Origin of the sequence: Xanthomonas floridensis, from assembly GCF_001642575.1 — a bacterium.
Taxonomy (GTDB): Bacteria; Pseudomonadota; Gammaproteobacteria; order Xanthomonadales; family Xanthomonadaceae; genus Xanthomonas; species Xanthomonas floridensis.
This window is the reverse complement of record NZ_LXNG01000010.1, coordinates 59,243-80,412: the sequence shown is the minus strand read 5'-3', so window position 1 is coordinate 80,412 and position 21,170 is coordinate 59,243. Positions and strand designations below refer to the sequence as shown.

Annotated in this window: 20 protein-coding genes; 15 read left to right on the top strand and 5 right to left on the bottom strand. The window is 65.7% G+C overall.

The annotated features are described in order from the left end of the window. Positions 1-16: 16 nt before the first annotated feature. Positions 17-517 (top strand): pyridoxamine 5'-phosphate oxidase family protein, encoded by a 501-nt coding sequence (locus A7D17_RS06570; RefSeq protein WP_064508364.1) that lies wholly within the window; start codon positions 17-19, stop codon positions 515-517. Positions 518-805: 288 nt separating this feature from the next. Here A7D17_RS06570 and A7D17_RS06565 read toward each other — a convergent pair whose 3' ends face one another. Beyond that, positions 806-1,477, bottom strand: a complete 672-nt coding sequence (locus A7D17_RS06565) for an exopolysaccharide biosynthesis protein (protein ID WP_064508363.1) — start codon at positions 1,475-1,477, stop codon at positions 806-808. Further along, complete coding sequence (locus A7D17_RS06560; protein ID WP_064508362.1) at positions 1,461-2,801, bottom strand: hemolysin family protein; 1,341 nt, start codon at positions 2,799-2,801, stop codon at positions 1,461-1,463. The genes A7D17_RS06565 and A7D17_RS06560 overlap by 17 nt, the downstream gene beginning before the upstream one ends. Before the next feature lie 272 nt (positions 2,802-3,073). Here A7D17_RS06560 and A7D17_RS06555 point away from each other — a divergent pair, with 272 nt between their 5' ends. From A7D17_RS06555 to A7D17_RS06545, 3 genes are all read left to right on the top strand, one after another. Then, complete coding sequence (locus A7D17_RS06555) at positions 3,074-3,700, top strand: DUF47 domain-containing protein (RefSeq protein ID WP_029219564.1); 627 nt, start codon at positions 3,074-3,076, stop codon at positions 3,698-3,700. Between the two features lie 9 nt (positions 3,701-3,709). Further along, positions 3,710-4,837, top strand: a complete 1,128-nt coding sequence (locus A7D17_RS06550; protein WP_064508361.1) for an inorganic phosphate transporter — start codon at positions 3,710-3,712, stop codon at positions 4,835-4,837. Positions 4,838-4,945: 108 nt separating this feature from the next. Further along, positions 4,946-5,707, top strand: coding sequence for a YdcF family protein (locus A7D17_RS06545; RefSeq protein WP_064508360.1), 762 nt, complete (start codon positions 4,946-4,948; stop codon positions 5,705-5,707). Between the two features lie 380 nt (positions 5,708-6,087). Here A7D17_RS06545 and A7D17_RS06540 read toward each other — a convergent pair whose 3' ends face one another. Both A7D17_RS06540 and parE read right to left on the bottom strand, forming a co-directional pair. Further along, a complete protein-coding gene (locus A7D17_RS06540) occupies positions 6,088-7,590 on the bottom strand; it encodes a S10 family peptidase (RefSeq protein ID WP_064508359.1) in 1,503 nt (500 codons plus the stop codon). A 489-nt stretch (positions 7,591-8,079) separates the two neighbouring features. Beyond that, positions 8,080-9,969 carry a DNA topoisomerase IV subunit B gene (parE, locus tag A7D17_RS06535; protein ID WP_064508358.1) on the bottom strand — a complete coding sequence of 630 codons (1,890 nt, stop codon included), beginning with the start codon at positions 9,967-9,969 and terminating at the stop codon, positions 8,080-8,082. A gap of 161 nt (positions 9,970-10,130) precedes the next feature. Between parE and A7D17_RS06530 the strand changes: the two genes are divergently transcribed. The 9 genes from A7D17_RS06530 to truD all read left to right on the top strand — a co-directional run bounded on the left by A7D17_RS06530 (position 10,131) and on the right by truD (position 18,262). Next, the gene (locus A7D17_RS06530) at positions 10,131-10,373 is read left to right on the top strand and encodes a hypothetical protein (protein ID WP_064508406.1); all 243 of its coding nucleotides are present in this window, start codon (positions 10,131-10,133) and stop codon (positions 10,371-10,373) included. 172 nt (positions 10,374-10,545) lie between these two features. Then, positions 10,546-12,210: a CTP synthase gene (pyrG, locus tag A7D17_RS06525; protein WP_064508357.1), complete on the top strand. Its 1,665-nt coding sequence runs from the start codon at positions 10,546-10,548 to the stop codon at positions 12,208-12,210. 406 nt (positions 12,211-12,616) lie between these two features. Further along, positions 12,617-13,447, top strand: a complete 831-nt coding sequence (kdsA, locus tag A7D17_RS06520) for a 3-deoxy-8-phosphooctulonate synthase (protein ID WP_064508356.1) — start codon at positions 12,617-12,619, stop codon at positions 13,445-13,447. A gap of 128 nt (positions 13,448-13,575) precedes the next feature. Further along, a complete protein-coding gene (locus tag A7D17_RS25085; protein ID WP_323209450.1) occupies positions 13,576-13,806 on the top strand; it encodes a hypothetical protein in 231 nt (76 codons plus the stop codon). 125 nt (positions 13,807-13,931) lie between these two features. Next, positions 13,932-15,224 (top strand): phosphopyruvate hydratase, encoded by a 1,293-nt coding sequence (gene eno, locus A7D17_RS06510; protein WP_064508354.1) that lies wholly within the window; start codon positions 13,932-13,934, stop codon positions 15,222-15,224. Positions 15,225-15,227: 3 nt separating this feature from the next. Continuing rightward, positions 15,228-15,593: a cell division protein FtsB gene (ftsB, locus tag A7D17_RS06505; RefSeq protein WP_029219573.1), complete on the top strand. Its 366-nt coding sequence runs from the start codon at positions 15,228-15,230 to the stop codon at positions 15,591-15,593. After that, positions 15,590-16,402: a 2-C-methyl-D-erythritol 4-phosphate cytidylyltransferase gene (ispD, locus tag A7D17_RS06500; RefSeq protein WP_064508353.1), complete on the top strand. Its 813-nt coding sequence runs from the start codon at positions 15,590-15,592 to the stop codon at positions 16,400-16,402. The genes ftsB and ispD overlap by 4 nt, the downstream gene beginning before the upstream one ends. Before the next feature lie 7 nt (positions 16,403-16,409). After that, positions 16,410-16,907, top strand: a complete 498-nt coding sequence (gene ispF, locus A7D17_RS06495) for a 2-C-methyl-D-erythritol 2,4-cyclodiphosphate synthase (protein ID WP_064508352.1) — start codon at positions 16,410-16,412, stop codon at positions 16,905-16,907. A gap of 245 nt (positions 16,908-17,152) precedes the next feature. Beyond that, on the top strand, positions 17,153-18,262 hold the full coding sequence (truD, locus tag A7D17_RS06490; protein WP_064508351.1) for a tRNA pseudouridine(13) synthase TruD: 1,110 nt from the start codon (positions 17,153-17,155) through the stop codon (positions 18,260-18,262). A gap of 803 nt (positions 18,263-19,065) precedes the next feature. Here truD and A7D17_RS06485 read toward each other — a convergent pair. Then, the gene (locus tag A7D17_RS06485) at positions 19,066-19,605 is read right to left on the bottom strand and encodes a Smr/MutS family protein (protein WP_064508350.1); all 540 of its coding nucleotides are present in this window, start codon (positions 19,603-19,605) and stop codon (positions 19,066-19,068) included. 99 nt (positions 19,606-19,704) lie between these two features. Here A7D17_RS06485 and surE point away from each other — a divergent pair, with 99 nt between their 5' ends. After that, positions 19,705-20,484, top strand: coding sequence for a 5'/3'-nucleotidase SurE (gene surE / locus A7D17_RS06480; RefSeq protein WP_064508349.1), 780 nt, complete (start codon positions 19,705-19,707; stop codon positions 20,482-20,484). After that, complete coding sequence (locus tag A7D17_RS06475) at positions 20,481-21,158, top strand: protein-L-isoaspartate(D-aspartate) O-methyltransferase (RefSeq protein ID WP_010365684.1); 678 nt, start codon at positions 20,481-20,483, stop codon at positions 21,156-21,158. The genes surE and A7D17_RS06475 overlap by 4 nt, the downstream gene beginning before the upstream one ends. Positions 21,159-21,170 lie beyond the last annotated feature (12 nt).

The window sequence follows — 21,170 nt, the reverse complement described above, 5'->3', positions numbered from 1 at the left end:
CATTAGGAAGGCACGCATGCAACTTCACGAACGCAGCGAGAGCATCAAGCAGCTGGCCGAATTGATCCGCGGGGTGGACATCGCCATGTTCACCACCGTCTCGGCCGACGGCAAGCTGGTGAGCCGCCCGCTGGGCACGCAGGAAGTCGAGTTCGACGGCGACCTGTGGTTCGCGACCGCCGCCGACAGCCCGAAGGTGGCAGAAATCGCCGCCGATCCGCGCGTCAACGTGGCCTACGCCTCGGCATCGAAGAACACCTATGTGTCGGTGGCCGGCACTGCGCAGGTGGTGCACGACCGCGCCAGGATCGAGGAACTGTGGTCGCCGGCGATGAAGGTGTTTTTCCCCGGTGGCAAGGACGATCCAAGCTTGCGCCTGATCCATGTACGCGCCGAATCGGCCGAATACTGGGACGGCCCAAGCGGCCTGCTCGGCAAGGCGCTGTATTTCGTCATGACCGCCGTCACCGACGACCCCGGCAACCTGTCCGACAACCGAGTGGTCGATCTGAAGTAAAGCCCAGTCGGCCACCACTGATGAATGCAGAATCGGCTGCTAGTGCCGCATAGCGCATGAGCCCCTACGCCGGAGGGATCAGCCCCTCTCCCCTCGGGAGAGGGAGTGGGGTGAGGGTGCGGAGCTGCTACAAACTACGCATTGCCTACGCTTCAAGGCCAGCGAAACCCGCTGCAACGTCACGCCAACACTATCCCCTGCGTACCGCTCAGCACCGGGTAACCCAGACACGCGCGGCGCCGAAAGACGCGCAGGCAAGGACGCTACAACCACGCGCCCCCTCCGGCCTTATCGCCAGGCCACCGGCCACCAGCCGCGAATCAGGTCCACCAGCTGATCCGAGGTCACGCCGAACACGGCCACCGAGATCAATGTCGCCGCCCAGCCGACCAACAGCAGCGCGCCGTCGCGTTCCAGCAAGGCCAACGCGAACAACAGCAGGATCAGCCCGAAGAGGTAGTTGGTGAACGGAATCGGCAACGTCAGCAGGATGCCGACCAACACCAGCAGCAACCCGGTAAACACCTGCGCTGGCAGGCGATCCAGCAGCCCATGCAGGCGTGGCTTGAGCAGGCGGTCCAGCCGCCGCAAGGTGGGCGCAAGCTTGGCTACGAAGCGCTGGCTGGTACGCCGCCGCGGCCCGCGTTCGCCAATGAAGCCCGGCACCCACGGTTTGCGCAGGCAGCACATCATCTGCAGCCCGATCAACACGGTCAGCGGGCCGCTGATGCCGCCGGCCACGCCGGGAATCGGAATGAACGAGGGCAGGATCGCCAAAAACAGGAACACGCCGAACGCGCTCTGTTGCAGGTCCGCCAAAATCTCGCGCACGCGCAGCACCTGCTCCGGGTCGCCATCGCTGAAGGCCGCCAGCAGGCTGCGGATGCCTTCGTTGCGATAGCGCATCTGGTCCTCGTCCGCGTCCCCGGGCGGCGGCCCACCCTCAGCCGACGATGTCATCGCTGTCCTCGTCGCCGATCCGGCTCAGCAACAGCTTGTCCACGCGCGCGCCGTCCAGGTCCACGATCTCGATGCGCCAGCCGGCCCAGTCGAAGAACTCGCCGGCCTGCGGAATACGCCCGAAGTAGTAAATGCAAAGCCCGGCCAGCGTGTGGTAATCGCCATCTTCGGCGTCCGGCAATTCGGCGCCCAGCACTTCGCGCAGTTCTTCCACCGGCAGCGAGCCGTCGATCAGCAGCGACCCATCGGCGCGCGTGACCACCAACGCGTCCTCGTCGGTGTTTTCCACTGCCTGCAGACGCCCGACCACCGCGCCCATCAGGTCGCTGATGGTCACCAGGCCGCGGATCTCGCCGTATTCGTCCACCACCAGCGCCATCGACTGCTGTTCTTCGCGGAAAATCTCCAGCAGCTTCATCGCATGCGTGGATTCGGACACGAACAACGTGTCGCGCAGCGCCTGGAACAGGTGCGCGCCGTGCCCATCCAGACGCGTGACCAGCGATTTGACTTCCAGCACGCCGGCGATGTCCTGGTCGCTGCCGCGATACACCGGATAGCGCGAGAATTCGTGTTCGCGCATGACCGCCAGGTTGCGTTCCGGCTCGGCATTGGCGTCCAGCCAGGCGATGCGGTTACGCGGCGTCATCAGGCTGTCGGCGGTGCGGTCGCCCAGCCGCATCACGCGGTTCATCATGTCGCGCTCGTGCGCGTCGATCACCCCGGCCTCGTGGCTTTCGGCCACCAGCATGCGGATCTCTTCTTCGGTCACCGAGGCCGATTCGTCCTTGCCCATGCCCAGCACGCGCAGCACCAGCCGGGTGGAACGCGCCAGCACCCACACCCCGGGCGCGGCAATCTTGGCCAGCCAGGCCATCGGCACCGCAACGACGCCTGCGATGTCCTCGGAATTGCGCAGCGCCAGCCGCTTGGGGACCAGCTCGCCGAAGATCAGCGTCAGGAAGGTGATCAGCGCCACCGCCAGGGTGCTGCCGATCACCACCGAATACGGACGCGGCTTGCCGACCAGCTCGAAGGTGGCCGACAACGCGGGGAACAGCCCCTGCAGCCAGTTGCTGATGGCCTCGCCAATCGCCTCGCCACCGAACACGCCGGTCAGGATGCCGATCAGGGTGATGCCGATCTGGACCGTGGACAGGAAGTTTTCCGGACTTTCGGCCAGCGCCAGCGCCCGCGCGGCACGCTTGCTGGAGCCGGCCATCTGCTTCAGGCGGCTCTTGCGCGAGGTCATCAACGACATCTCCGACATGGCGAAGAAGCCGTTCAACACAATCAGGGCGATGACGATCAGAAACTCAACCACGGGCACGGTCCCCGGTCAATGAAGGGGAGGGCGGGGTTGCACTGCGATGGCCGGCGCGCACGGAGGCGGGGCGGCAAGCGGGGGGATTAGGGTCGTCTTCCATAGGGTGCACCCGAAGGCGCGGGGGCATGGTAGCAAACCACAGGGTGGTTCGAGCCGGGAAATGCCGGTGTGAAGGCCGTCGGCGGCACCGATATACCCAGACAGGTCATGGAACGGTCATAATTCGCCCTTGGTGCCGTCCTCCCTCGACGGCAGGAAGTTCTCCACCCATGTTCTCGTTGCAGACCATCTTCGGTTCCGGCAAGCAGTTCTATTCGCTCCTGAACGAAGCGGCGCAGGCCGCCTACGACAGCACCAAGGCCTTGCACGCCATGATGCGCGAGTCCGATCGGCAGCCCGCGCTGGACGCCTTCAAGCTCGCCCGCCTGCGCGAACGCGCGGCCTCCGACAAGATCGGCCAGGCCCTGGTGGACAGCTTCATGACCCCGATCGAGCGCGAAGACATCGAGGCGCTGGGCTCGGCGTTGTACAAGATCCCCAAGCAGGTGGAGAAATTCGCCGACCGCTATTCACTGGCGACCAAGCACCTGGAACACATCGACTTCGCCCCGCGCGCAGCGATGCTGGAACAGGCGGCCGCGGTGGTGGTGGAAATGGTCGACGACCTGCCGCGCATGAACATCGATCGCATGACCGCGCTCAACGACAAGCTGCGCATGCTCGAGAACGAGGCCGACCGCCTGATGCTGGAGCTGTACCGCGACATCTATTCCGGCCGCCTGGACACGCTGCAGATGTTCCTGCTCAAGGAGTTCTTCGAGATCCTGGAAAAAGCCATCGACCGTTGCCGCGAGGCGGGGGTGGTGGTGTACCAGATCGTGTTGAAGAACAGCTGAGGCCGCCGCGTGCTTACCCTTGTTCTGGTGGTGATCCTGGCGGCGTTGGTGTTCGAGTTCATCAACGGCTTCCACGACACCGCCAACTCCATCGCCACCGTCGTCGCCACCAAGGTGCTCTCGCCGGGCTGGGCGGTGATGCTGGCGGCCGGCATGAACCTGATCGGCGCCCTCACCGGTACCGCAGTGGCGCTGACCATCGCTTCGGGCCTGCTCAACACCAATGTGGTGGACGTCACCCCGCAGGTGATCCTGTGCGCGCTGCTGGGCGGCATCATCTGGAACCTGATCACCTGGTGGAAGGGCCTGCCGTCGTCGTCCTCGCATGCGCTGATCGGCGGCCTGTGCGGCGCCGGCCTGGCCGCCGCGCACAACAACTGGGACGCCTTGATCTGGTCGGAGAACATCGGCAACTGGGCCAAGAACAAGGGCCTGTTGTGGAAGGTGTTCGTGCCGATGATCACCTCGCCGATCGCCGGTTTCCTGCTCGGCATCGTGGTGATGGTGCTGCTGTGGGCGATCATCGCCGGCATGTCCAGGCTGGGCGGCCCGATCGGGCGGCTGGCAAGGCCGCGCTGGGTCAATGCGTTCTTCGGCAAGGCGCAGATCGCCTCGGCCGCGTACATGGGTTACGCCCACGGCCATAACGATGCGCAGAAGACCATGGGCATCATCGCCATGACCCTGATCGGCGCGCAGTCGGCTGGCGCGCTGGACAACCTGCCCAGCTGGCTGGCGTTCCTGCATCCGGGCACCGGGCTGGCGGCCGGCGACGGCATCCCGATGTGGATCGTGCTGACCTGCGCGGTGGTGATGGCGGCCGGTACCGCGTCGGGCGGCTGGAAGATCATCAAGACGCTCGGCCACAAGATGGTCAAGCTGCATCCAATCCATGGCTTTGCCGCCGAAACCAGCTCGGCGACGGTCCTGACCATGGCCGCGCATTTCGGCATGCCGGTGTCCACCACCCACAGCATTTCCACCGCCATCATGGGCGTGGGCTTTGCCAAGAACCCGCGCTCGCTGCGCCTGGGCGTGATCGAGCGCATCGTCTGGGCATGGATCCTCACCATTCCCGCTGCCGGCGGCGTGGCGTACCTGATCTTGCGCGCCTTCGAGTTGTTTGGCTGGACATGAGTGGTGTCGCGGTGCGGTCATGTACCGTGATCACGATGCAGTGCCATTGGCGCCGGCCGTCCGCGTGCAGCGCGATCGCCGGCGCGCCCTGAGCGAGACCCTTCTTCGATGATGCTGGCATTGGTGTGCGTGTTGTTCGGGCTTGCCTGGTTGATCGACCGCCGCGGACTGCGGCGGTTTTCGCGCACGCTGGGCGCGCTCACGCTGGCACTGGTGCTGGCGGTGGGGTGCGGACCGCTGCCGTCGTGGATGTTGCAGCACCTGCAGCGCACCGGGGTCAACGATTTCAATGCATGGGGTGCGCGCAACGTCATCGTGCTGCTCGGCGCGGGCACCGTGCGCCCGGAGGGCAGGGATGCGGTGGCCGAGGCCAATCTGTTTGCGTACGGCCGTATCGTCGAGGCGGCACGGCTGTACCAGCAGTGCCATCGCGGCGGCGGCGACTGCAAGATCGAGATCAGTGGCGGCGATGCGCGCGGCCTGGGCCTGTCCGAAGCAGTGGTCTACCAGCGCGTGCTGATCGGGCTGGGTATCGACCGTGCGGACCTGATCATGGAACCGTCCAGCATGAACACCTGGCAGAACGCGCAGTTCAGCCAACCGCTGCTGCGCGCGCATCGGCCCGATCGCATCGTGCTGGTGTCGTCGGCCACGCATCTGCGCCGCGCCGAACTGTACTTCCGCCACTTCGGCATCGACGCGGTGCCGGTGCGCGCCGACTGGCTGATCGCCTCGTGGTCGATCCTGCCGCAGAGCTACAACTTCACCCTGACCGATGTCGCCCTGCACGAGTACCTGGGCATCGCGCGCTACGAGCTCTACCAATGGCTGGGCTGGAACGTGAAGGCTAGCGAGCCTGGGGCGTTGTGATTCGGGGTTGGGGAGTCGGGATTGGGGATTCGTAACAGCTGGTGCGCTGCCAGGTCTGCTTGGTTGCTGTGCTTGCGACGGTGCTTGCCACTTCCAGTTTGACGGTAGCCATGCAGGCGCGCGGCGCTTGGACATGATGGTCTCGCCGCCAGCTAAGTCTTTGCTCGCGCCGGCAGGGCGATGCATCGCCATCCGCGTGTGCGGACGGCGATGGCTGCCTTTGTTGCGACGGCGCTGGCCACTTCCAGGCTGACCGCAGCAACGCATGCGCGGCGCTTCGAGATGATGTCGCTGCCGGATGGTTTCGCCGCTCGCTGCGTCTTTGCGCGTCGCTGGGGGATGCATCGACACGCCGCATGTGAGGGCAGCGATGGCTGCGCTCAGCGCGCTTCGTACATCGCCTTGACGTCGTTGCGGAACGCGGCCTGGCTGTCGGTGCGGTTGTAGAACATGTGGCCGCCGGGATACTCGCGCACCTGTACGCGTGCGGGGTCGCCCATCGCCGGCATCTGGTCCACCGTGAGCACCGAGCCCATGAACGGGCAGGAGAGGTCGTTCCAGCCGTGCGCGATCAGCACGCGCAGCCTGGGGTCGATCGCAACCGACTGGCGCAACTGCGTCACCGCGCCCTTGCGGAGTTCGTCGCCCCAGTCCCACGCCGTGTTGACCTCGTAATTGAGCGCCTGATAGCGGGCATCCACCTTCCAGCCCACGATGCGGGTGACGAAGTCCACCATTGCCGTGGTCGTGGGTGCGATGATGCTGTCCAGCAGTGGGTCGTTGGCGCGTTGCGCCGGATCGTTGGGGAACGGGTCGAACGCGGTCACGTTGGAATCGTAACGGCTGCCCAGCTCGCCCCTGTCGCGGAACACCTCACGCAGATAGGCCTGGGTTTCCAGGCGTCCGCCGGAGCGGCGCACATAGGCCGGATCCAGTCCGGTCATGCGCGCGACCTGTTGCAGCATCGCCTCATGCGCCTGCGGGTCGGTGCGGCCTTTCATCAGTGCCACCGCGTAGTCGCTGCGCGTGTAGTCGATCACCTGGCGCATCGATGCATCGCTGAGCTGGCCCTGCCGCTCCAGGTGCGCGGCGGCGATCGAGGGCAGCGTCAGCATCCATGCCAGCGGTGAGACATCGCCGTTGTCGTCCAGGGTCGGGTTGAGATACGGCGACACCAGCACCACGCCGTTCATCGCCACGCCCAACCGGGTCTGCAGGTAGTGGGTGATCCGCGGACCGCGGAAGCCGCCATAGCTCTCGCCGACCAGGTACTTGCGCGCCTGCAGGCGGCGGTTATTGAGCAGCCAGTCGTAGATCACGCGCGAGAGATATTCCACATCCGCCTGCGGGTTGTAGAACTGCTTCTTGGCTTCGTCGCCGCCGATCAATGCACGGCTGAAGCCGGTGCCGACCGGGTCGATGAACACCATGTCGGTGAAATCCAGCCAGGTGCCCGGGTTGTCGCGCAGCGCGGCCGGTGCCGAGGCACTGTCGCCTTCGGCGCCGAACGACACCACCTTTGGCCCGATCGCACCTAGATTCAGATACACCGATGCCGCGCCCGGGCCGCCATTCAATGCAAAGGTCACCGGGCGCTGCTTGCCGTCGACGGTGTAGGCGGTGAACACCACCTCGCCGGTGGTCTTGCCCTGTGCATCGCGCACCGGCAGGGTGCCGACGGTGGCGGTGTAACTCAGCGTGCGGCCAGCCACACGCGTGCTCTGACGCACGCTGACATCGCCCGGCAACGGTGCCTGCTTGGCGGCAGCGGCGTTGGCGTCGCGTTTTGCTTCGCTTTTATCGGCTTGATCTGGCGTATCGGCCAGAGCGGCCCCGCTGAGCAGGAAGCAGGTCAACAAGCCGGCACGGAGGAAGGAGGGCATGAGCATCGACGTCGGAGCAGGGGAGTGCCGATGCTAGGCCGCGGCAGCGCTCGGTGGATGTGCACAAAGGCATGTGTGTCGCATTGACCGAGGTGCCTTGCCCGGCCTGGACCAGTATGTGCCGCAGCAGGCAGCCGTCTAACTCAAGGGGTGAGGTTTGCGCAGTCCGCTGAAACAAGCATCGACGTCAAAGACAATCGATAACACGCCCTTCTCCCATCGGGACAGTGTCCTCCTTCATGGGGGAGGAGGTGCCCCGCAGGGGCGGATGAGGGCGCCTCAGAGGGATATCACTGCCTGCGATGGCAAGCGCGTCGCCACGCGCCACCAGAGTCAATCATCGGCTTCACCCTCACCCCAAGTTCCGCTTCGCACACCCGGCTCGGGCTGGCAGCGCGGGCGCTCGAAGATACCTGCACAAGCAGTGCCTTCTCGCCCCGATGGGGGGCGAAGCTTTCGCTGTTTGGTGTTTTCAGATTTTCAGCGAATTCAAACCTCCAGCGACGCCAAATCGCCCTTGGTTTCCAGCCACTGCTTGCGGTCGCCCGCGCGCTTCTTGGCCAGCAGCATGTCCATCAACGAACGGGTCTGCTCGCCATCGTCGATGGTCAGCTGCACCAGCCGGCGCGTATCCGGATGGATGGTGGACTCGCGCAGCTGCTGCGGATTCATTTCGCCCAGGCCCTTGAAGCGGGTCACGCTGATCTGGCCCTTCATCTTCTCGCGCGCAATCTTGTCCAGCAGCGTGGTCTTTTCTTCTTCGTCCAGCGCGTAGAACACCTGCTTGCCCACGTCCACGCGGAACAGCGGTGGCATCGCCACGAACACGTGGCCGGCGGCCACCAGCGCGGGGAAGTGCTGCAGGAACAGTGCGGTCAGCAGCGTGGCGATATGCAGGCCATCGGAGTCGGCGTCGGCCAGGATCACCACCTTGCCGTAGCGCAGCCCGGTGATGTCGTCCTTGCCCGGATCGCAGCCGATCGCGATCGCCAGGTTATGCACTTCCTCCGAGGCCAGCACGCTGCCCGACGCCACTTCCCAGGTGTTGAGGATCTTGCCGCGCAGCGGCAGGATCGCCTGGAAGTCCTTGTCGCGTGCCTGCTTGGCCGAACCGCCGGCCGAATCGCCTTCCACCAGGAACAGCTCGGTCCGCGACAGGTCCTGGCTGATGCAGTCGGCCAGCTTGCCGGGCAGGGCCGGGCCCTGGGTGACCTTCTTGCGGACGATCTGCTTTTCGGTCTTCAGGCGCGCGCTGGCGCGGTCGATGGCGATCTGCGCGATCTTCTCGCCGATCTCCACGTTTTGATTGAGGTACAGGCTGAAGGCATCGTGCGCAGCGCCTTCGATGAAGCCGGCGGCCTGGCGCGACGACAAGCGCTCCTTGGTCTGCCCGGAGAACTGCGGGTCGGTCATCTTCAGGCTGAGCACGAAGGTGACCCGGTCCCATACGTCTTCCGGCGCCAGCTTGACCCCGCGCGGCAGCAGGTTGCGGAAGTCGCAGAACTCGCGCAACGCATCGGTCAGGCCCGAACGCAGGCCGTTGACGTGGGTGCCGTGCTGCGCGGTCGGAATCAGGTTGACGTAGCTTTCCTGCACCAGTTCGCCTTCGGGCACCCAGGCTGCGGCCCAGTCGACGATCTCGGTGTCTTTCTTCAGGCTGCCCACGAACAGCTCGGCCGGCAGCAACTCGTGCTGGGCCATCTCGCCCTTCAGGTAGTCGCGCAGCCCGTTCTCGAAATACCAGCTGTCCTGCTCGCCGGTGGCTTCGTCGTGCAGCTTGACGGTCAGGCCGGGGCACAACACCGCCTTGGCGCGCAGCAGGTGGCGCAGCGCACGCACATTGAACTTGGGCGTGTCGAAATACTTTGGGTCGGCCCAGAAGCGCAGTCGCGTGCCGGTGTTCTTCTTGCCCACCGTGCCGACCACTTCGAGCTTGGAGGCGGCGTTGCCGTCGCGGAACTCCATCCGGTGCTCGCTGCCTTCGCGCTTGATGAACAGCTCGACCTTGGTCGAGAGCGCATTGACCACGCTCACGCCCACGCCGTGCAGACCGCCGGAGAAGGTGTAGTTGCGGTTGCTGAACTTGCCGCCGGCATGCAGGCGGGTCAGGATCAGTTCCACGCCCGGAATCTTCTCTTCCGGATGGATGTCCACTGGCATGCCGCGGCCGTCGTCGGACACCTCGCAGCTGCCATCCTTGTAGAGAGTGACTTCGACCTGCTTGGCGTGGCCGGCCAGCGCCTCGTCGACGGAGTTGTCGATCACTTCCTGCGCCAGATGGTTCGGGCGCGCGGTGTCGGTATACATGCCCGGGCGGCGTTTGACCGGGTCCAGGCCCGACAGCACTTCAATATCGGCGGCGTTATAACGGGTGTTCATGCATCTCGTTGGCACGTGAAACGACGCGCAAGTGTGCGGGCTGGGGCGACTTTTTGCACGCGGCAGGCGTTCAGTGCAGGGCTGGGTGGGCTTGGCTACCCTGGCGTTGGTTTCGGAGCCGAACGTCCCCACCTGAGGATGTGACCGAACCGGAGGACACCATGAAGTTCAAACATATTCTGATGCTCACCCTGGGTGCGGCCGCTGTGGCGGCATTGCCGGCGCTGGCCCAGGCCGCCCCGCAGCAGACCGGGCAGGGCGCCACCGCGCAAAAAGCCGACGACGCCAAGGCCAAGACCGAAGCCGAGCGCAAGGCCGAGCGCCGTGCCGCTGCTGCCGCGCAGAAGCCCAAGGCCGACAGCGCGCCGCGCGAGGAAGAAGAAGAGGAAAAGCCGGCGCGCTGATCCTCGCTCACCGGCACCTCGCACCATGGACGCCCCGGCTCAGGCCGGGGCGTCTGCATTTACGGATGGTTGTAGCCAGTTTTGCCGCGCGGGATGACCTCGTCATCACGCAACCCTTGGGCATTCGCCCGTCACCCGTTAAACTATGGCTTTCCGGGAGGCCTTGAGCCCCATGACTCCCCTGATTTTCGTAACAGGCGGTGTAGTGTCCTCGCTAGGCAAGGGCATCGCCGCTGCTTCGCTTGCGTCCATTCTTGAAGCGCGTGGCCTGAAGGTCACGATGATGAAGCTGGACCCGTACATCAACGTGGACCCGGGCACGATGAGCCCGTTCCAGCATGGCGAGGTCTACGTCACCGACGACGGTGCCGAAACCGACCTGGACCTTGGCCACTACGAGCGCTACGTGCGTACGCGGCTGTCGCGCAAGAACTCGGTGACCACCGGCCGGATCTACGAGAACGTGATCCGCAAGGAGCGCCGCGGCGATTACCTGGGCGCCACCGTGCAGGTGATTCCGCATATCACCGACGAGATCCGCCGTTGCATCGATGAGGCCACGGCCGGCTTTGACGTGGCGCTGATCGAGATCGGCGGCACTGTCGGCGACATCGAATCGCTGCCGTTCCTGGAGGCGATCCGCCAGGTGCGTACCGAGCGCGGCGCCGAGAAGGCCATGTTCATGCACCTCACTTTGGTGCCGTATATCGCGGCGGCCGGTGAGCTGAAGACCAAGCCCACCCAGCATTCGGTGAAGGAATTGCGCTCGATCGGTATCCAGCCGGACGTGCTGCTGTGCCGTTCCGAACAGGCAGTGCCGGATTCGGAGCGTCGCAAGATCGCGCTGTTCACCAATGTGTCCGAGCGCGCGGTGATCAGCTGCCCGGACATCGACGTGCTGTATGGCATGCCGCTGGAACTGCTGCGCCAGGGTCTGGACGAGCTGGTCATCGATCAGTTCAAGTTGCGCGACAAGGTTGCCGCGGCCGATCTGTCCGAATGGGCGGCGGTGGTGGATGCGGTCAAGCACCCGCTGGATGAAGTCACCATTGCGGTGGTCGGCAAGTACGTCGATCACCAGGACGCCTACAAATCGGTGGCCGAAGCGCTGCGCCACGGCGGCCTGCGCCAGCGCACCAAGGTCAACCTGAAGTGGCTGGAAGCCCAGGACCTGGAAGGCAGCGATATGGCGGCCTTGCAGGACATCGACGGCATCCTGGTGCCGGGCGGCTTCGGCGACCGCGGCTTCGAAGGCAAGGTGCTGACCTCCAGGTTTGCGCGTGAGCACAAGGTGCCGTACTTCGGCATCTGCTACGGCATGCAGGCCGCAGTGGTGGACTATGCCCGCCACGTGGCTGCGCTGGACGCGGCCAACAGCACCGAAAACGACCGCCAGTCGCCGCATCCGGTGATTGGTCTGATCACCGAGTGGCGCACCGCCACCGGCGAAGTCGAAAAGCGCGACGAAAAATCCGACCTGGGCGGCACCATGCGCCTGGGCCTGCAGGAGCAGCGGCTGAAGCCGGGCACGCTGGCGCGCGAGGTCTATGGCAAGGATGTGGTGGCCGAGCGTCACCGTCACCGCTACGAGTTCAACAACCGCTACCGCACCCAGCTGGAAGATGCCGGCTTGGTGATTTCCGGCAAGTCGATGGATGACACGCTGGTGGAAGTGGTGGAACTGCCGCGCGATGCGCATCCGTGGTTCCTGGCCTGCCAGGCGCATCCGGAGTTCCTGTCCACGCCGCGCGACGGGCATCCGCTGTTTATCGGCTTTGTGCGTGCCGCGCGCGAGAAAAAGGCTGGCGGCAAGTTGTTGAAGGAAGCGCGTGCGTGAGGCCTTCCTTCTCCTGTCGGGAGAAGGTGCCCCGTAGGGGGGGGATGATGGAGCGCCGCAACACGCTGGAAGATGGCAGCTGTGATGAACGCGTCGCCACGCGCCAGCCAGGGCAAACCATCTGGCTTTACTGGCGCCCCGCAACCGTACCCTCACCCCAACCCCTCTCCCGGTGGGAGAGGGGCTCAAATCAAAAAGCGCGGCAGCTCCCTTCTCCCCTCGGGAGAAGGTGCCCCGCAGGGGCGGATGAGGGGCGCCGCAACACACTGGAAGATGGCAGCTGTGATGAACGCGTCGCCACGCGCCAGCCAGGGCAGACCATCTGGCTTTACTGGCGCCCCGCAACCGTACCCTCACCCCAACCCCTCTCCCGGCGGGAGCGGGGCTTACTCAATTAGGTGAACTGATGAAACTGTGTGACTTTGAAGTCGGCCTCGACCAGCCGCTGTTCCTGATTGCAGGCCCGTGCGTGATCGAGTCGATGCAGTTGCAGCTCGATGTTGCTGGCAAGCTCAAGGAGATCACCGGCAAGCTGGGGATCAACTTCATCTTCAAGTCGAGCTTCGACAAGGCCAACCGCACCTCCGGTACCAGCTTTCGTGGCCCCGGCCTGGAAGAAGGCCTGAAGGTATTGGCTGCGGTGAAGCAGCAGATCGGCGTGCCGGTGCTCACCGATGTGCACGAATACACCCCGATGAACGAAGTGGCCGCGGTGGTCGATGTGCTGCAGACCCCGGCCTTTCTGGTGCGCCAGACCGACTTCATCAAGAACGTCTGCGCCGCCGGCAAGCCGGTGAACATCAAGAAGGGCCAGTTCCTGGCGCCGTGGGACATGAAGCCGGTGGTCGAAAAAGCCAAGTCCACCGGCAACGAGCAGATCATGGTCTGCGAGCGTGGCGCCTCGTTCGGCTACAACAATCTGGTCAGCGACATGCGCTCGTTGAGCGTGATGCGCGACACCGGTTGCCCGGTGGTATTTGACGCGACCCATTCGGTGCAGTTGCCGGGCGGTCAGGGCAGCAGCTCCGGTGGCCAGCGCGAGTTCGTGCCGGTGCTGGCGCGCGCGGCGGTGGCCGTGGGCATCTCCGGCCTGTTCGCCGAGACGCATCCAGACCCGTCCAAGGCGCTGTCCGATGGTCCCAACGCCTGGCCGCTCGATCGCATGGAAGAGCTGCTGGAAACGCTGATGGAGCTGGATGCAGTGACCAAGAAGCACGGGTTCGCGCGCTTCGCATGAGGTCCGAGCCATCGGCGTTGGCGGCATCGCGTCGCCAACGCCGGCACTGGCGGCACTGGCCCTGGGGCTGGATGACGCTAGGTCTGTCGCTCGCTGCATGGGCCTGCCTGGCCGTCATGGCTTTCCTGGTGACCGCCAGCATCGGCATGCCGGGCGACGGCAATCAGGCGATGCAGGCGACGCGCATTCCGATGTTTGTCACGCTGTTGGCAGGCGCGCTGGTAACCGTGGCCGGTCTTGTCGTCAGCCCGGTGGCGCTCTCGCTGCGTCGCCAGCCAGGCGCTGCCGCCTTGGGCTTGGGACTGCTGCTGCTCTTGTTACTGCTGTTTTGCATGTCGCTGCTGGGCCTGAGGGCCTAGTTGCACAGTCTTGCCGGCCAGGCACGCATCGAGCCGCTGCGATTTGGCAATGGCGCGGTGTACAGCGATAATCCGGCAGCTTGTTTCCGGTGTACTTCCCCCCTTACTGGTAACCGAACGGACCTATGACCACTATCGCCAAGATCCTCGCCCGCGAAATCCTCGATTCCCGCGGCAATCCCACGCTGGAGGCGGAAGTCACGCTGGCAGACGGCTCGTTCGGTCGTGCAGCCGTCCCCTCGGGCGCCTCGACCGGCACCAAGGAAGCGGTGGAACTGCGCGATGGCGACAAGACCCGTTACCTGGGCAAGGGCGTGCGTCACGCAGTGGACAACGTCAACGGCACCATCGCCGAGACGCTGAAAGACTTCGACGCCGCCGACCAGCAGGGCCTGGACCGTCGCCTGATCGACCTGGACGGCACCGAGAACAAGGGCCGCCTGGGCGCCAATGCGCTGCTGGGCGTCTCGCTCGCCGCCGCGCATGCGGTGGCCGCCTCGCGCAAGCAGCCGTTGTGGCAGTACCTGTCCACCATCACCGAATCGGATGTGTCGCTGCCGGTGCCGATGATGAACATCATCAACGGTGGTGCGCATGCCGATAACAATGTCGACTTCCAGGAGTTCATGGTGCTGCCGGTTGGCTGCAGCTCGTTCTCCGAAGCGCTGCGCGCCGGCACCGAAATCTTCCATTCGCTCAAGTCGGTGCTCAAGGGCCATGGCCTGAGCACGGCGGTGGGCGACGAAGGCGGCTTTGCGCCGGACTTCCGCAGCAACGTCGAAGCGCTGGACACCATTCTCGAGGCGATCGGCAAGGCCGGCTACACCGCCGGTGAAGACATCCTGCTGGGCCTGGACGTGGCCTCCAGCGAGTTCTACGACAACGGCAAGTACAACCTGGTCGGCGAGAACAAGCGCCTGACCAGCGAGCAGTTCGTCGACTTCCTGGCCGATTGGGTCGCGCAATACCCGATCATCAGCATCGAAGACGGCTTGGCCGAAGACGACTGGGCCGGCTGGAAACTGCTGACCGACCGCGTTGGCAAGAAGGTGCAGCTGGTGGGCGACGATCTGTTCGTCACCAACCCGAAGATCTTCAAGCAGGGCATCGACTCGGGCACCGCCAATGCGATCCTGATCAAGGTCAACCAGATCGGCACGCTGACCGAAACGCTGGAAGCCATTGCGATGGCGCACGCGGCCAACTACGCTTCCATCGTCTCGCACCGTTCCGGCGAAACCGAAGACACCACCATCGCCGACATCGCCGTGGCCACCACCGCCACGCAGATCAAGACCGGCTCGCTGTGCCGCAGCGACCGCGTCGCCAAGTACAACCAGTTGCTGCGCATCGAGCAGGCACTGGGCTCCGGCGCGCGTTACGCCGGCCGCGACGCGTTCGTTTCGATCAAGCGATAAGCCGTGCGCAACTGGCGCTGGCTACTGCTGGTGCTGGCGGTGCTGCTGGCTTGGCTGCAGTACCGCTTCTGGTTCGGGCCTGGGAATTCCGGCGAAGTCATGATGCTGGAAGCCCAGGTCGCGCATCAGACACAGGACAACGAAGGTCTGCGCCAACGCAACCAGGCGTTGGCAGCAGAGGTCAAGGATTTGAAGGATGGCGAGGCGGCAATTGAGGAACGCGCGCGCAGCGAGCTGGGCATGATCAAGCCGGGCGAGACGTTCTATCGCGTGGTCGAGGATGCACCGCTGCCGTCGCCCGCAGCGGCTGAGGTTGCGGCTCCTGCGCAGCAAGCCCCGGCCTCCGCCGATCCGGTGGATCACCCATGACCGGCTCGATCTGGGCCATCGTGCCTGCCGCCGGACGCGGCACCCGCTTTGGTGGGCCCACGCCGAAGCAATACCTGCATGCGGCCGGGCAGCCGCTGATGGCCTACACCCTGGCGGCACTGGCCGCACACCCGGCCGTGGCCGGCATCCTGGTGGCGATCGCTGCCGATGATGTCGATTGGCCTGGCTGGACGGCGGTGCAGTCCAAGCCGGTGCTGACCTGCCTCGGCGGTGCGACGCGCGCTGCCTCCGTGCTGGCCGGCTTGCTGGCGTTGCCCGACAGCGTACGTGCGGACGATTTCGTGCTGGTGCACGATGCGGCCCGCCCGAATCTGGCATTGGCCGATCTGGACCGATTGCTGGAAATCGGCCGCGGCGACCCGGTGGGCGCCATTCTGGCGGCACCGGTGCGTGACACGCTCAAGCGTGCCGGCGACGATGGCGGCATCGATGGCACCGAGCCGCGCGAACGTCTATGGCGCGCGCTCACTCCGCAGTTGTTTCGCCGGCATCAACTGATCCGCGGCCTCACCGAGGCCTCGGCCGCTGGAGTGGACGTGACCGACGAGGCAATGGCGATGGAGCGGCTGGGATTGCGCCCCTTGTTGGTGGAAGGGGCCGAAGACAACTTCAAGGTCACCACCTCCGCGGATCTGGCACGGTTTGAATTCGAACTGGCGCGCCGCGGCGTTGCGGTCGATGCCGCGTCGTCAGCCGCGCAGGCCACCGATGTGCCGACCACCGCGCGCGAAGCCGCTGCCCAGTCGGTCGCTGCCGGGCACGGCAACGACGTCACTCAATCACCATAGGGTCTGCATGTCCTTCAATTTCCGCATCGGCCAAGGCTACGACGTCCATGCGTTCGGCCCCGGCGACCACGTGATGCTCGGCGGCGTGCGCGTGGCGCATCGCCACGGCGTGCTCGCACACAGCGACGGCGACGTGGTGTTGCACGCGTTGTGCGATGCCATGCTGGGCGCGCTGGCGCTGGGCGATATCGGCCAGCACTTTCCGCCGTCCGACGCGCGCTGGAAGGATGCCGACAGTGCGCAATTCCTGCAGCATTGCGATCAGTTGCTGCGTGAGCGCGGTTGGCGGGTCGGCAATGCCGATATCACCGTGATCTGCGAGCGTCCCAAGGTTGGCCCGCATGCGCTGGCGATGCGCGAACGTATTGCCGGCTTGCTGGCGATCGAACTCGATGCGGTCAGCGTCAAGGCCACCACCAGCGAAAAGCTCGGCTTCACCGGCCGCGGCGAAGGCATTGCCGCACAGGCGGCGGTGCTGCTGGGCAAGATCGCTGTTCAAGCGTGACGAACAAGACCTGGCGAGCATGCTTTAAGTTGGACGTGCGCGGTGCGCACCCGGTGCAACGATCGCATGAGTGGTTTCTGTCGCATCCAGCGCCGGTCGCGGCCGTGTGGTGGTCACCGCAGCCGGCTTGCCGGCTGCTCTAAACTGCACTTCTGCATGCTGGCTCGCCGGCACGCATCACGACATTCGACGCCGAACTTCCGGCACACAGCGCACGCCGCGTCGGCGCGAAGGCAAAGCACATCATGAGCGACACTCCCCTCCTGCCACGCGCACACGGCGCTGCGGTCCTTGGCGCGGCAATGCGCAGCACGCCCGACGACTTCCAGGTGGATGAGTTGCCGGCATTCGAGCCTTCCGGCGAAGGCGAGCATCTGTTGCTCACCATCCGCAAGCGTGGCCAGAACACTGCCTATGTCGCCAAGGTGCTTGCGCGTTGGGCGGGCATCGCCGAAATGGGGGTGAGCTACGCCGGCCTGAAGGATCGCCATGCAGTCACCACGCAGCGTTTCAGCGTGCACCTGCCCAAGCGCGTGGCCCCGGATCTGGCCACGCTCGACGACGCGCAGATGCAGGTGATCGACAACACCTGGCACAACCGCAAGCTGCAACGCGGCGCACTGCTGGGCAACCGCTTCGTGCTGACGCTGCGCCAGGTGCAGGGCGAGCGCGACGCCATCGAGCAACGCCTGCAGGCGATCGCTGCGCGCGGCATTCCCAACTGGTTCGGCGAACAGCGCTTCGGCCGCGATGGCGGCAACGTGGCATCGGCGCTGGCGATGTTCGGCCATGTGCAGCACGCCGACGGCAGCCTGGCGCCGGCGCCGCCATCGAAACGGCGACTGCGCAACGACCAGCGCTCGATCCTGCTCTCGGCGGCGCGCTCGGCGCTGTTCAATCGCGTGCTGGCCGCACGCGTGCAGCAGGGCAGTTGGGACAGCGCGCTGGAGGGTGAAGCCTGGATGCTGGATGGCTCGCGCAGCGTGTTCGGTCCCGAGCCGTGGAGCGACGTGCTGGCCGAGCGGCTGGCGCGCTTCGACATCCATCCCAGCGGCCCGTTGTGGGGCGCTGGCGAGCTGCGCCCCACCGATCTGGCGGCCGCAGTGGAGCAGGGCGCGCTGGCGGATCCGCAATCGCAGGCGCTGAAGCAGGGCCTGGAGGCCGCAGGGTTGAAGCAGGAACGCCGCGCCCTGCGCTTGCGTCCGCAGAACCTCGCTTACGCCTGGCAGGACAGCCAGACCTTGCGGGTGAAATTTGCACTGCCGCCTGGCTGCTATGCCACCGCCGTGCTGTGGGAGTTGGGTGAGGTTGCCGATGCCGGGCATGCTGCGGCCGTTGCGCGTTCCGACGATTGATGCAGCGGCGTTGGTGCAGGGCGCTCCACGCATGTCAAGTTCAAGTCGTTGTCTCGACTGACCGGCACGCAAGGCGCCGTTCGCCAGGCGGCAGGCGCACACCTATTTCCCGCTGTAACTCTAATCGTCTTGCTCCGTCGCGTCGCTGTCGAGCTACATGCGGGTTGCAGTGTTGCTGGGCCGTCGCTGAGAGAGCAGGCTGCTGAGGTGGGCCAATGCCACGCCCGCTACGGCGCTGCGGATCGCAATGAAGCTACAGGCATCGCGTCGAGGATGAGCTTCGGTGCGACTACCTTGTGATCAGCTGCCTTGGCGTGGGATGCCTTCGCCAGGCCGCCGGCCCGCGCTTGGCTGCGTTGGATTACCAGGCACATTGCTCCATCGCGTCGCTGTCAAGGCGGGTCCGCTTTGCATCGCTGATGGAGGAGTTGCCGATGAGAGTCATGCCACTGTCGGCAGGCCGCTGCGGATCGTGATGAACCTATGGGCATCGCGTCGGGGATGAATGTCTACGCGACTGCCGAGTGATCTGCTGCGCCGTCGTGACAATGCCTGCGCGCGACGTGGTTGGCTGGTGCACGCTTCGGTAGCACGCCAGGTCGGCGCTTTCGTGCGCTGGCTGCTGTTGCGCCAGGTATCGGCGGCACTGCACTGGCGACACCTTCAATGAGCGCGCACGCACATCGCCAGCCTCGGCCGCAGGCCATCTCGCCTGGCATCAGGTGCATGCCTCCCATGCCAGCGCAATCGCCCGAGGTCGCCGACGCTGCCGGGTGCCAGCAAGCGTGATTGCCTGAAGTCACCTACCTGGGCGCCAGCAAGACGAGTAACGCGCCGGTCCCGCCTTGCGTAGGCGGCGCGGAATGAAACGCCAGCACGTCGTTGCGCTGGCGCAGCAAGCGGTCCATCAGGTTCTTCAACACCGGCGCGCCATTGTCCGATTGCAGGCCCTTGCCATGGATGATGCGCACGCAGCCATGCTCGTGCGCATGCGCCTCGAGCAAGAACTGGCGCAGCAAGGCCTGGGCCTGGGCGGCGGTGGCGCCATGCAGATCCAGTTCGTCCTGCACCGAGAACTGCCCGCGCTTGAGGCGCTGGAACAGCCGGGGGGGCAGCGTGTCGCGCCGATAGCTGGCGATATCGCCGGCTTCCAGCGGCGTGCTGTCGCGCAGCAGGCGGGCAAATTCGGTGTGCGCCTGCGCATCGTCGCGCTCGGCCATGCGCGCGCGCGGCTTCGGGCGCGGCTTGGCGTTGGCCGGCGGCGCGACCTCGCGGATCGGCTGGACCGCGCCAATGGCGGCGCGAAACAGCGCGCCGTCGTCTTCGTCTTCGGGATGCGACATGGGTACAGCGTACCCGTTCCAACCCCAGACGCACGCGAAGATCAAGCGCGAAGCCTGTGGACGCATCCGGTATCATGGCCGGGTTTTCCGAGGAGTCCCATGCGCGTACTGGTTAGCAACGACGACGGTGTCGACGCCCCCGGCATCCAGATCCTGGCCGAGGCACTGCGTGGTGCCGGTCATGAAGTAATGGTGGTCGCGCCCGATCGCGACCGCTCCGGCGCCAGCAATTCGCTGACGCTGGATGTGCCGATCCGCACCCGCCGCATCGACGCGCAGACCTGCGCGGTGGCCGGCACGCCGACCGACTGCGTGCATCTGGCGCTGACCGGCATGCTGGATTACGACCCGGATATCGTGGTCTCCGGCATCAACAACTCCGCCAACCTGGGCGACGACGTGATCTATTCCGGCACCGTCTCCGCCGCGATGGAGGGCCGCTTCCTGGGCTTGCCTGCAGTGGCGGTGTCGCTGGTCACGCTGAATCACGAAGCGCACAACTACGAAACCGCCGCACGCGCAGCCGTGGAAATCGTTGCGCGGTTGAAGGCCGACCCGTTGCCGGCCGACACCATCCTCAACGTCAACGTGCCGGATCTGCCCTGGTCAGATGTGCTCGGTTTCGAGGTCACCCGGCTCGGTAACCGCCACCGTTCCGAGCCGTGCGTTCCGCAGCGCGACCCGCGCGGCCGCACCGTGTACTGGATCGGCCCGGCCGGTCCCGAACAGGACGCCGGCGCCGGCACGGACTTCCACGCCGTACGCACCGGGCGGATTTCGATCACCCCGATCCATGTCGATCTGACCCGCTACCAGGCGCTGGAGACCGTGGCCGGCTGGGTCGGCGGCCTGACCGCCGCGCTGGATGGACCGGCATGACGCCCAGGCTGCGCCTGCAACCGGAATCGGTGGGGATCGGCATGACCTCGCAACGCGTGCGCGATCGCCTGGTCGAGCGCCTGCGCGAGGCGGGCATCCAGGACGAAGCCACGCTCAATGCGATGCGCACCGTGCCGCGGCATCTGTTCATCGATGAAGCGCTGGCCTCGCGCGCCTACGAAGACACCGCGCTGCCGATCGGCCATGGCCAGACCATTTCCCAGCCCTGGGTGGTGGCGCGCATGACCGAAGCGGTGCTGCAGGTGGCGCCGACCAAGGTGCTCGAAGTGGGCACCGGGTCCGGCTACCAGGGCGCGATCCTCGCCGCGTTGGGGCTGGAGGTCTATACGGTCGAGCGCATCGGCGATCTGCTGCGGCAGGCGCGCAAGCGCTTCCGTCACCTGGGCATGAATGTGCGCAGCAAGCACGACGACGGCCGCATCGGCTGGCCCGAACATGGTCCCTACGACGCGATCGTGGTGACCGCCGCCGCGCCGGCGCTGGTCGACGCGCTGGTCGATCAGCTCGCTGTCGGCGGGCGGCTGGTCGCCCCGGTCGGTGGTGCGTCTTCGCAGTCGCTGGTGCAACTTACCCGCGCTGCCGACGGCGCGATCGAGCAACAGGTTCTGGCCCCGGTCACGTTCGTCCCGCTGTTGTCGGGCATGCTGGATTGACCCCATGAGAGT

Excerpts from the sequence above, each read along its gene's own strand:
- A7D17_RS06475 (WP_010365684.1), top strand. The coding sequence starts at position 20,481 with ATGACGCCCAGGCTGCGCCTGCAACCGGAATCGGTGGGGATCGGCATG.
- A7D17_RS06545 (WP_064508360.1), top strand. The coding sequence starts at position 4,946 with ATGATGCTGGCATTGGTGTGCGTGTTGTTCGGGCTTGCCTGGTTGATC.
- surE (WP_064508349.1), top strand. The coding sequence starts at position 19,705 with ATGCGCGTACTGGTTAGCAACGACGACGGTGTCGACGCCCCCGGCATC.
- kdsA (WP_064508356.1), top strand. The coding sequence starts at position 12,617 with ATGAAACTGTGTGACTTTGAAGTCGGCCTCGACCAGCCGCTGTTCCTG.
- A7D17_RS06540 (WP_064508359.1), bottom strand. The coding sequence starts at position 7,590 with ATGCCCTCCTTCCTCCGTGCCGGCTTGTTGACCTGCTTCCTGCTCAGC.
- A7D17_RS06485 (WP_064508350.1), bottom strand. The coding sequence starts at position 19,605 with ATGTCGCATCCCGAAGACGAAGACGACGGCGCGCTGTTTCGCGCCGCC.
- A7D17_RS06555 (WP_029219564.1), top strand. The coding sequence starts at position 3,074 with ATGTTCTCGTTGCAGACCATCTTCGGTTCCGGCAAGCAGTTCTATTCG.
- A7D17_RS06570 (WP_064508364.1), top strand. The coding sequence starts at position 17 with ATGCAACTTCACGAACGCAGCGAGAGCATCAAGCAGCTGGCCGAATTG.
- parE (WP_064508358.1), bottom strand. The coding sequence starts at position 9,969 with ATGAACACCCGTTATAACGCCGCCGATATTGAAGTGCTGTCGGGCCTG.
- ispF (WP_064508352.1), top strand. The coding sequence starts at position 16,410 with ATGTCCTTCAATTTCCGCATCGGCCAAGGCTACGACGTCCATGCGTTC.
- A7D17_RS06530 (WP_064508406.1), top strand. The coding sequence starts at position 10,131 with ATGAAGTTCAAACATATTCTGATGCTCACCCTGGGTGCGGCCGCTGTG.
- truD (WP_064508351.1), top strand. The coding sequence starts at position 17,153 with ATGAGCGACACTCCCCTCCTGCCACGCGCACACGGCGCTGCGGTCCTT.
- ispD (WP_064508353.1), top strand. The coding sequence starts at position 15,590 with ATGACCGGCTCGATCTGGGCCATCGTGCCTGCCGCCGGACGCGGCACC.
- pyrG (WP_064508357.1), top strand. The coding sequence starts at position 10,546 with ATGACTCCCCTGATTTTCGTAACAGGCGGTGTAGTGTCCTCGCTAGGC.
- A7D17_RS06565 (WP_064508363.1), bottom strand. The coding sequence starts at position 1,477 with ATGACATCGTCGGCTGAGGGTGGGCCGCCGCCCGGGGACGCGGACGAG.
- eno (WP_064508354.1), top strand. The coding sequence starts at position 13,932 with ATGACCACTATCGCCAAGATCCTCGCCCGCGAAATCCTCGATTCCCGC.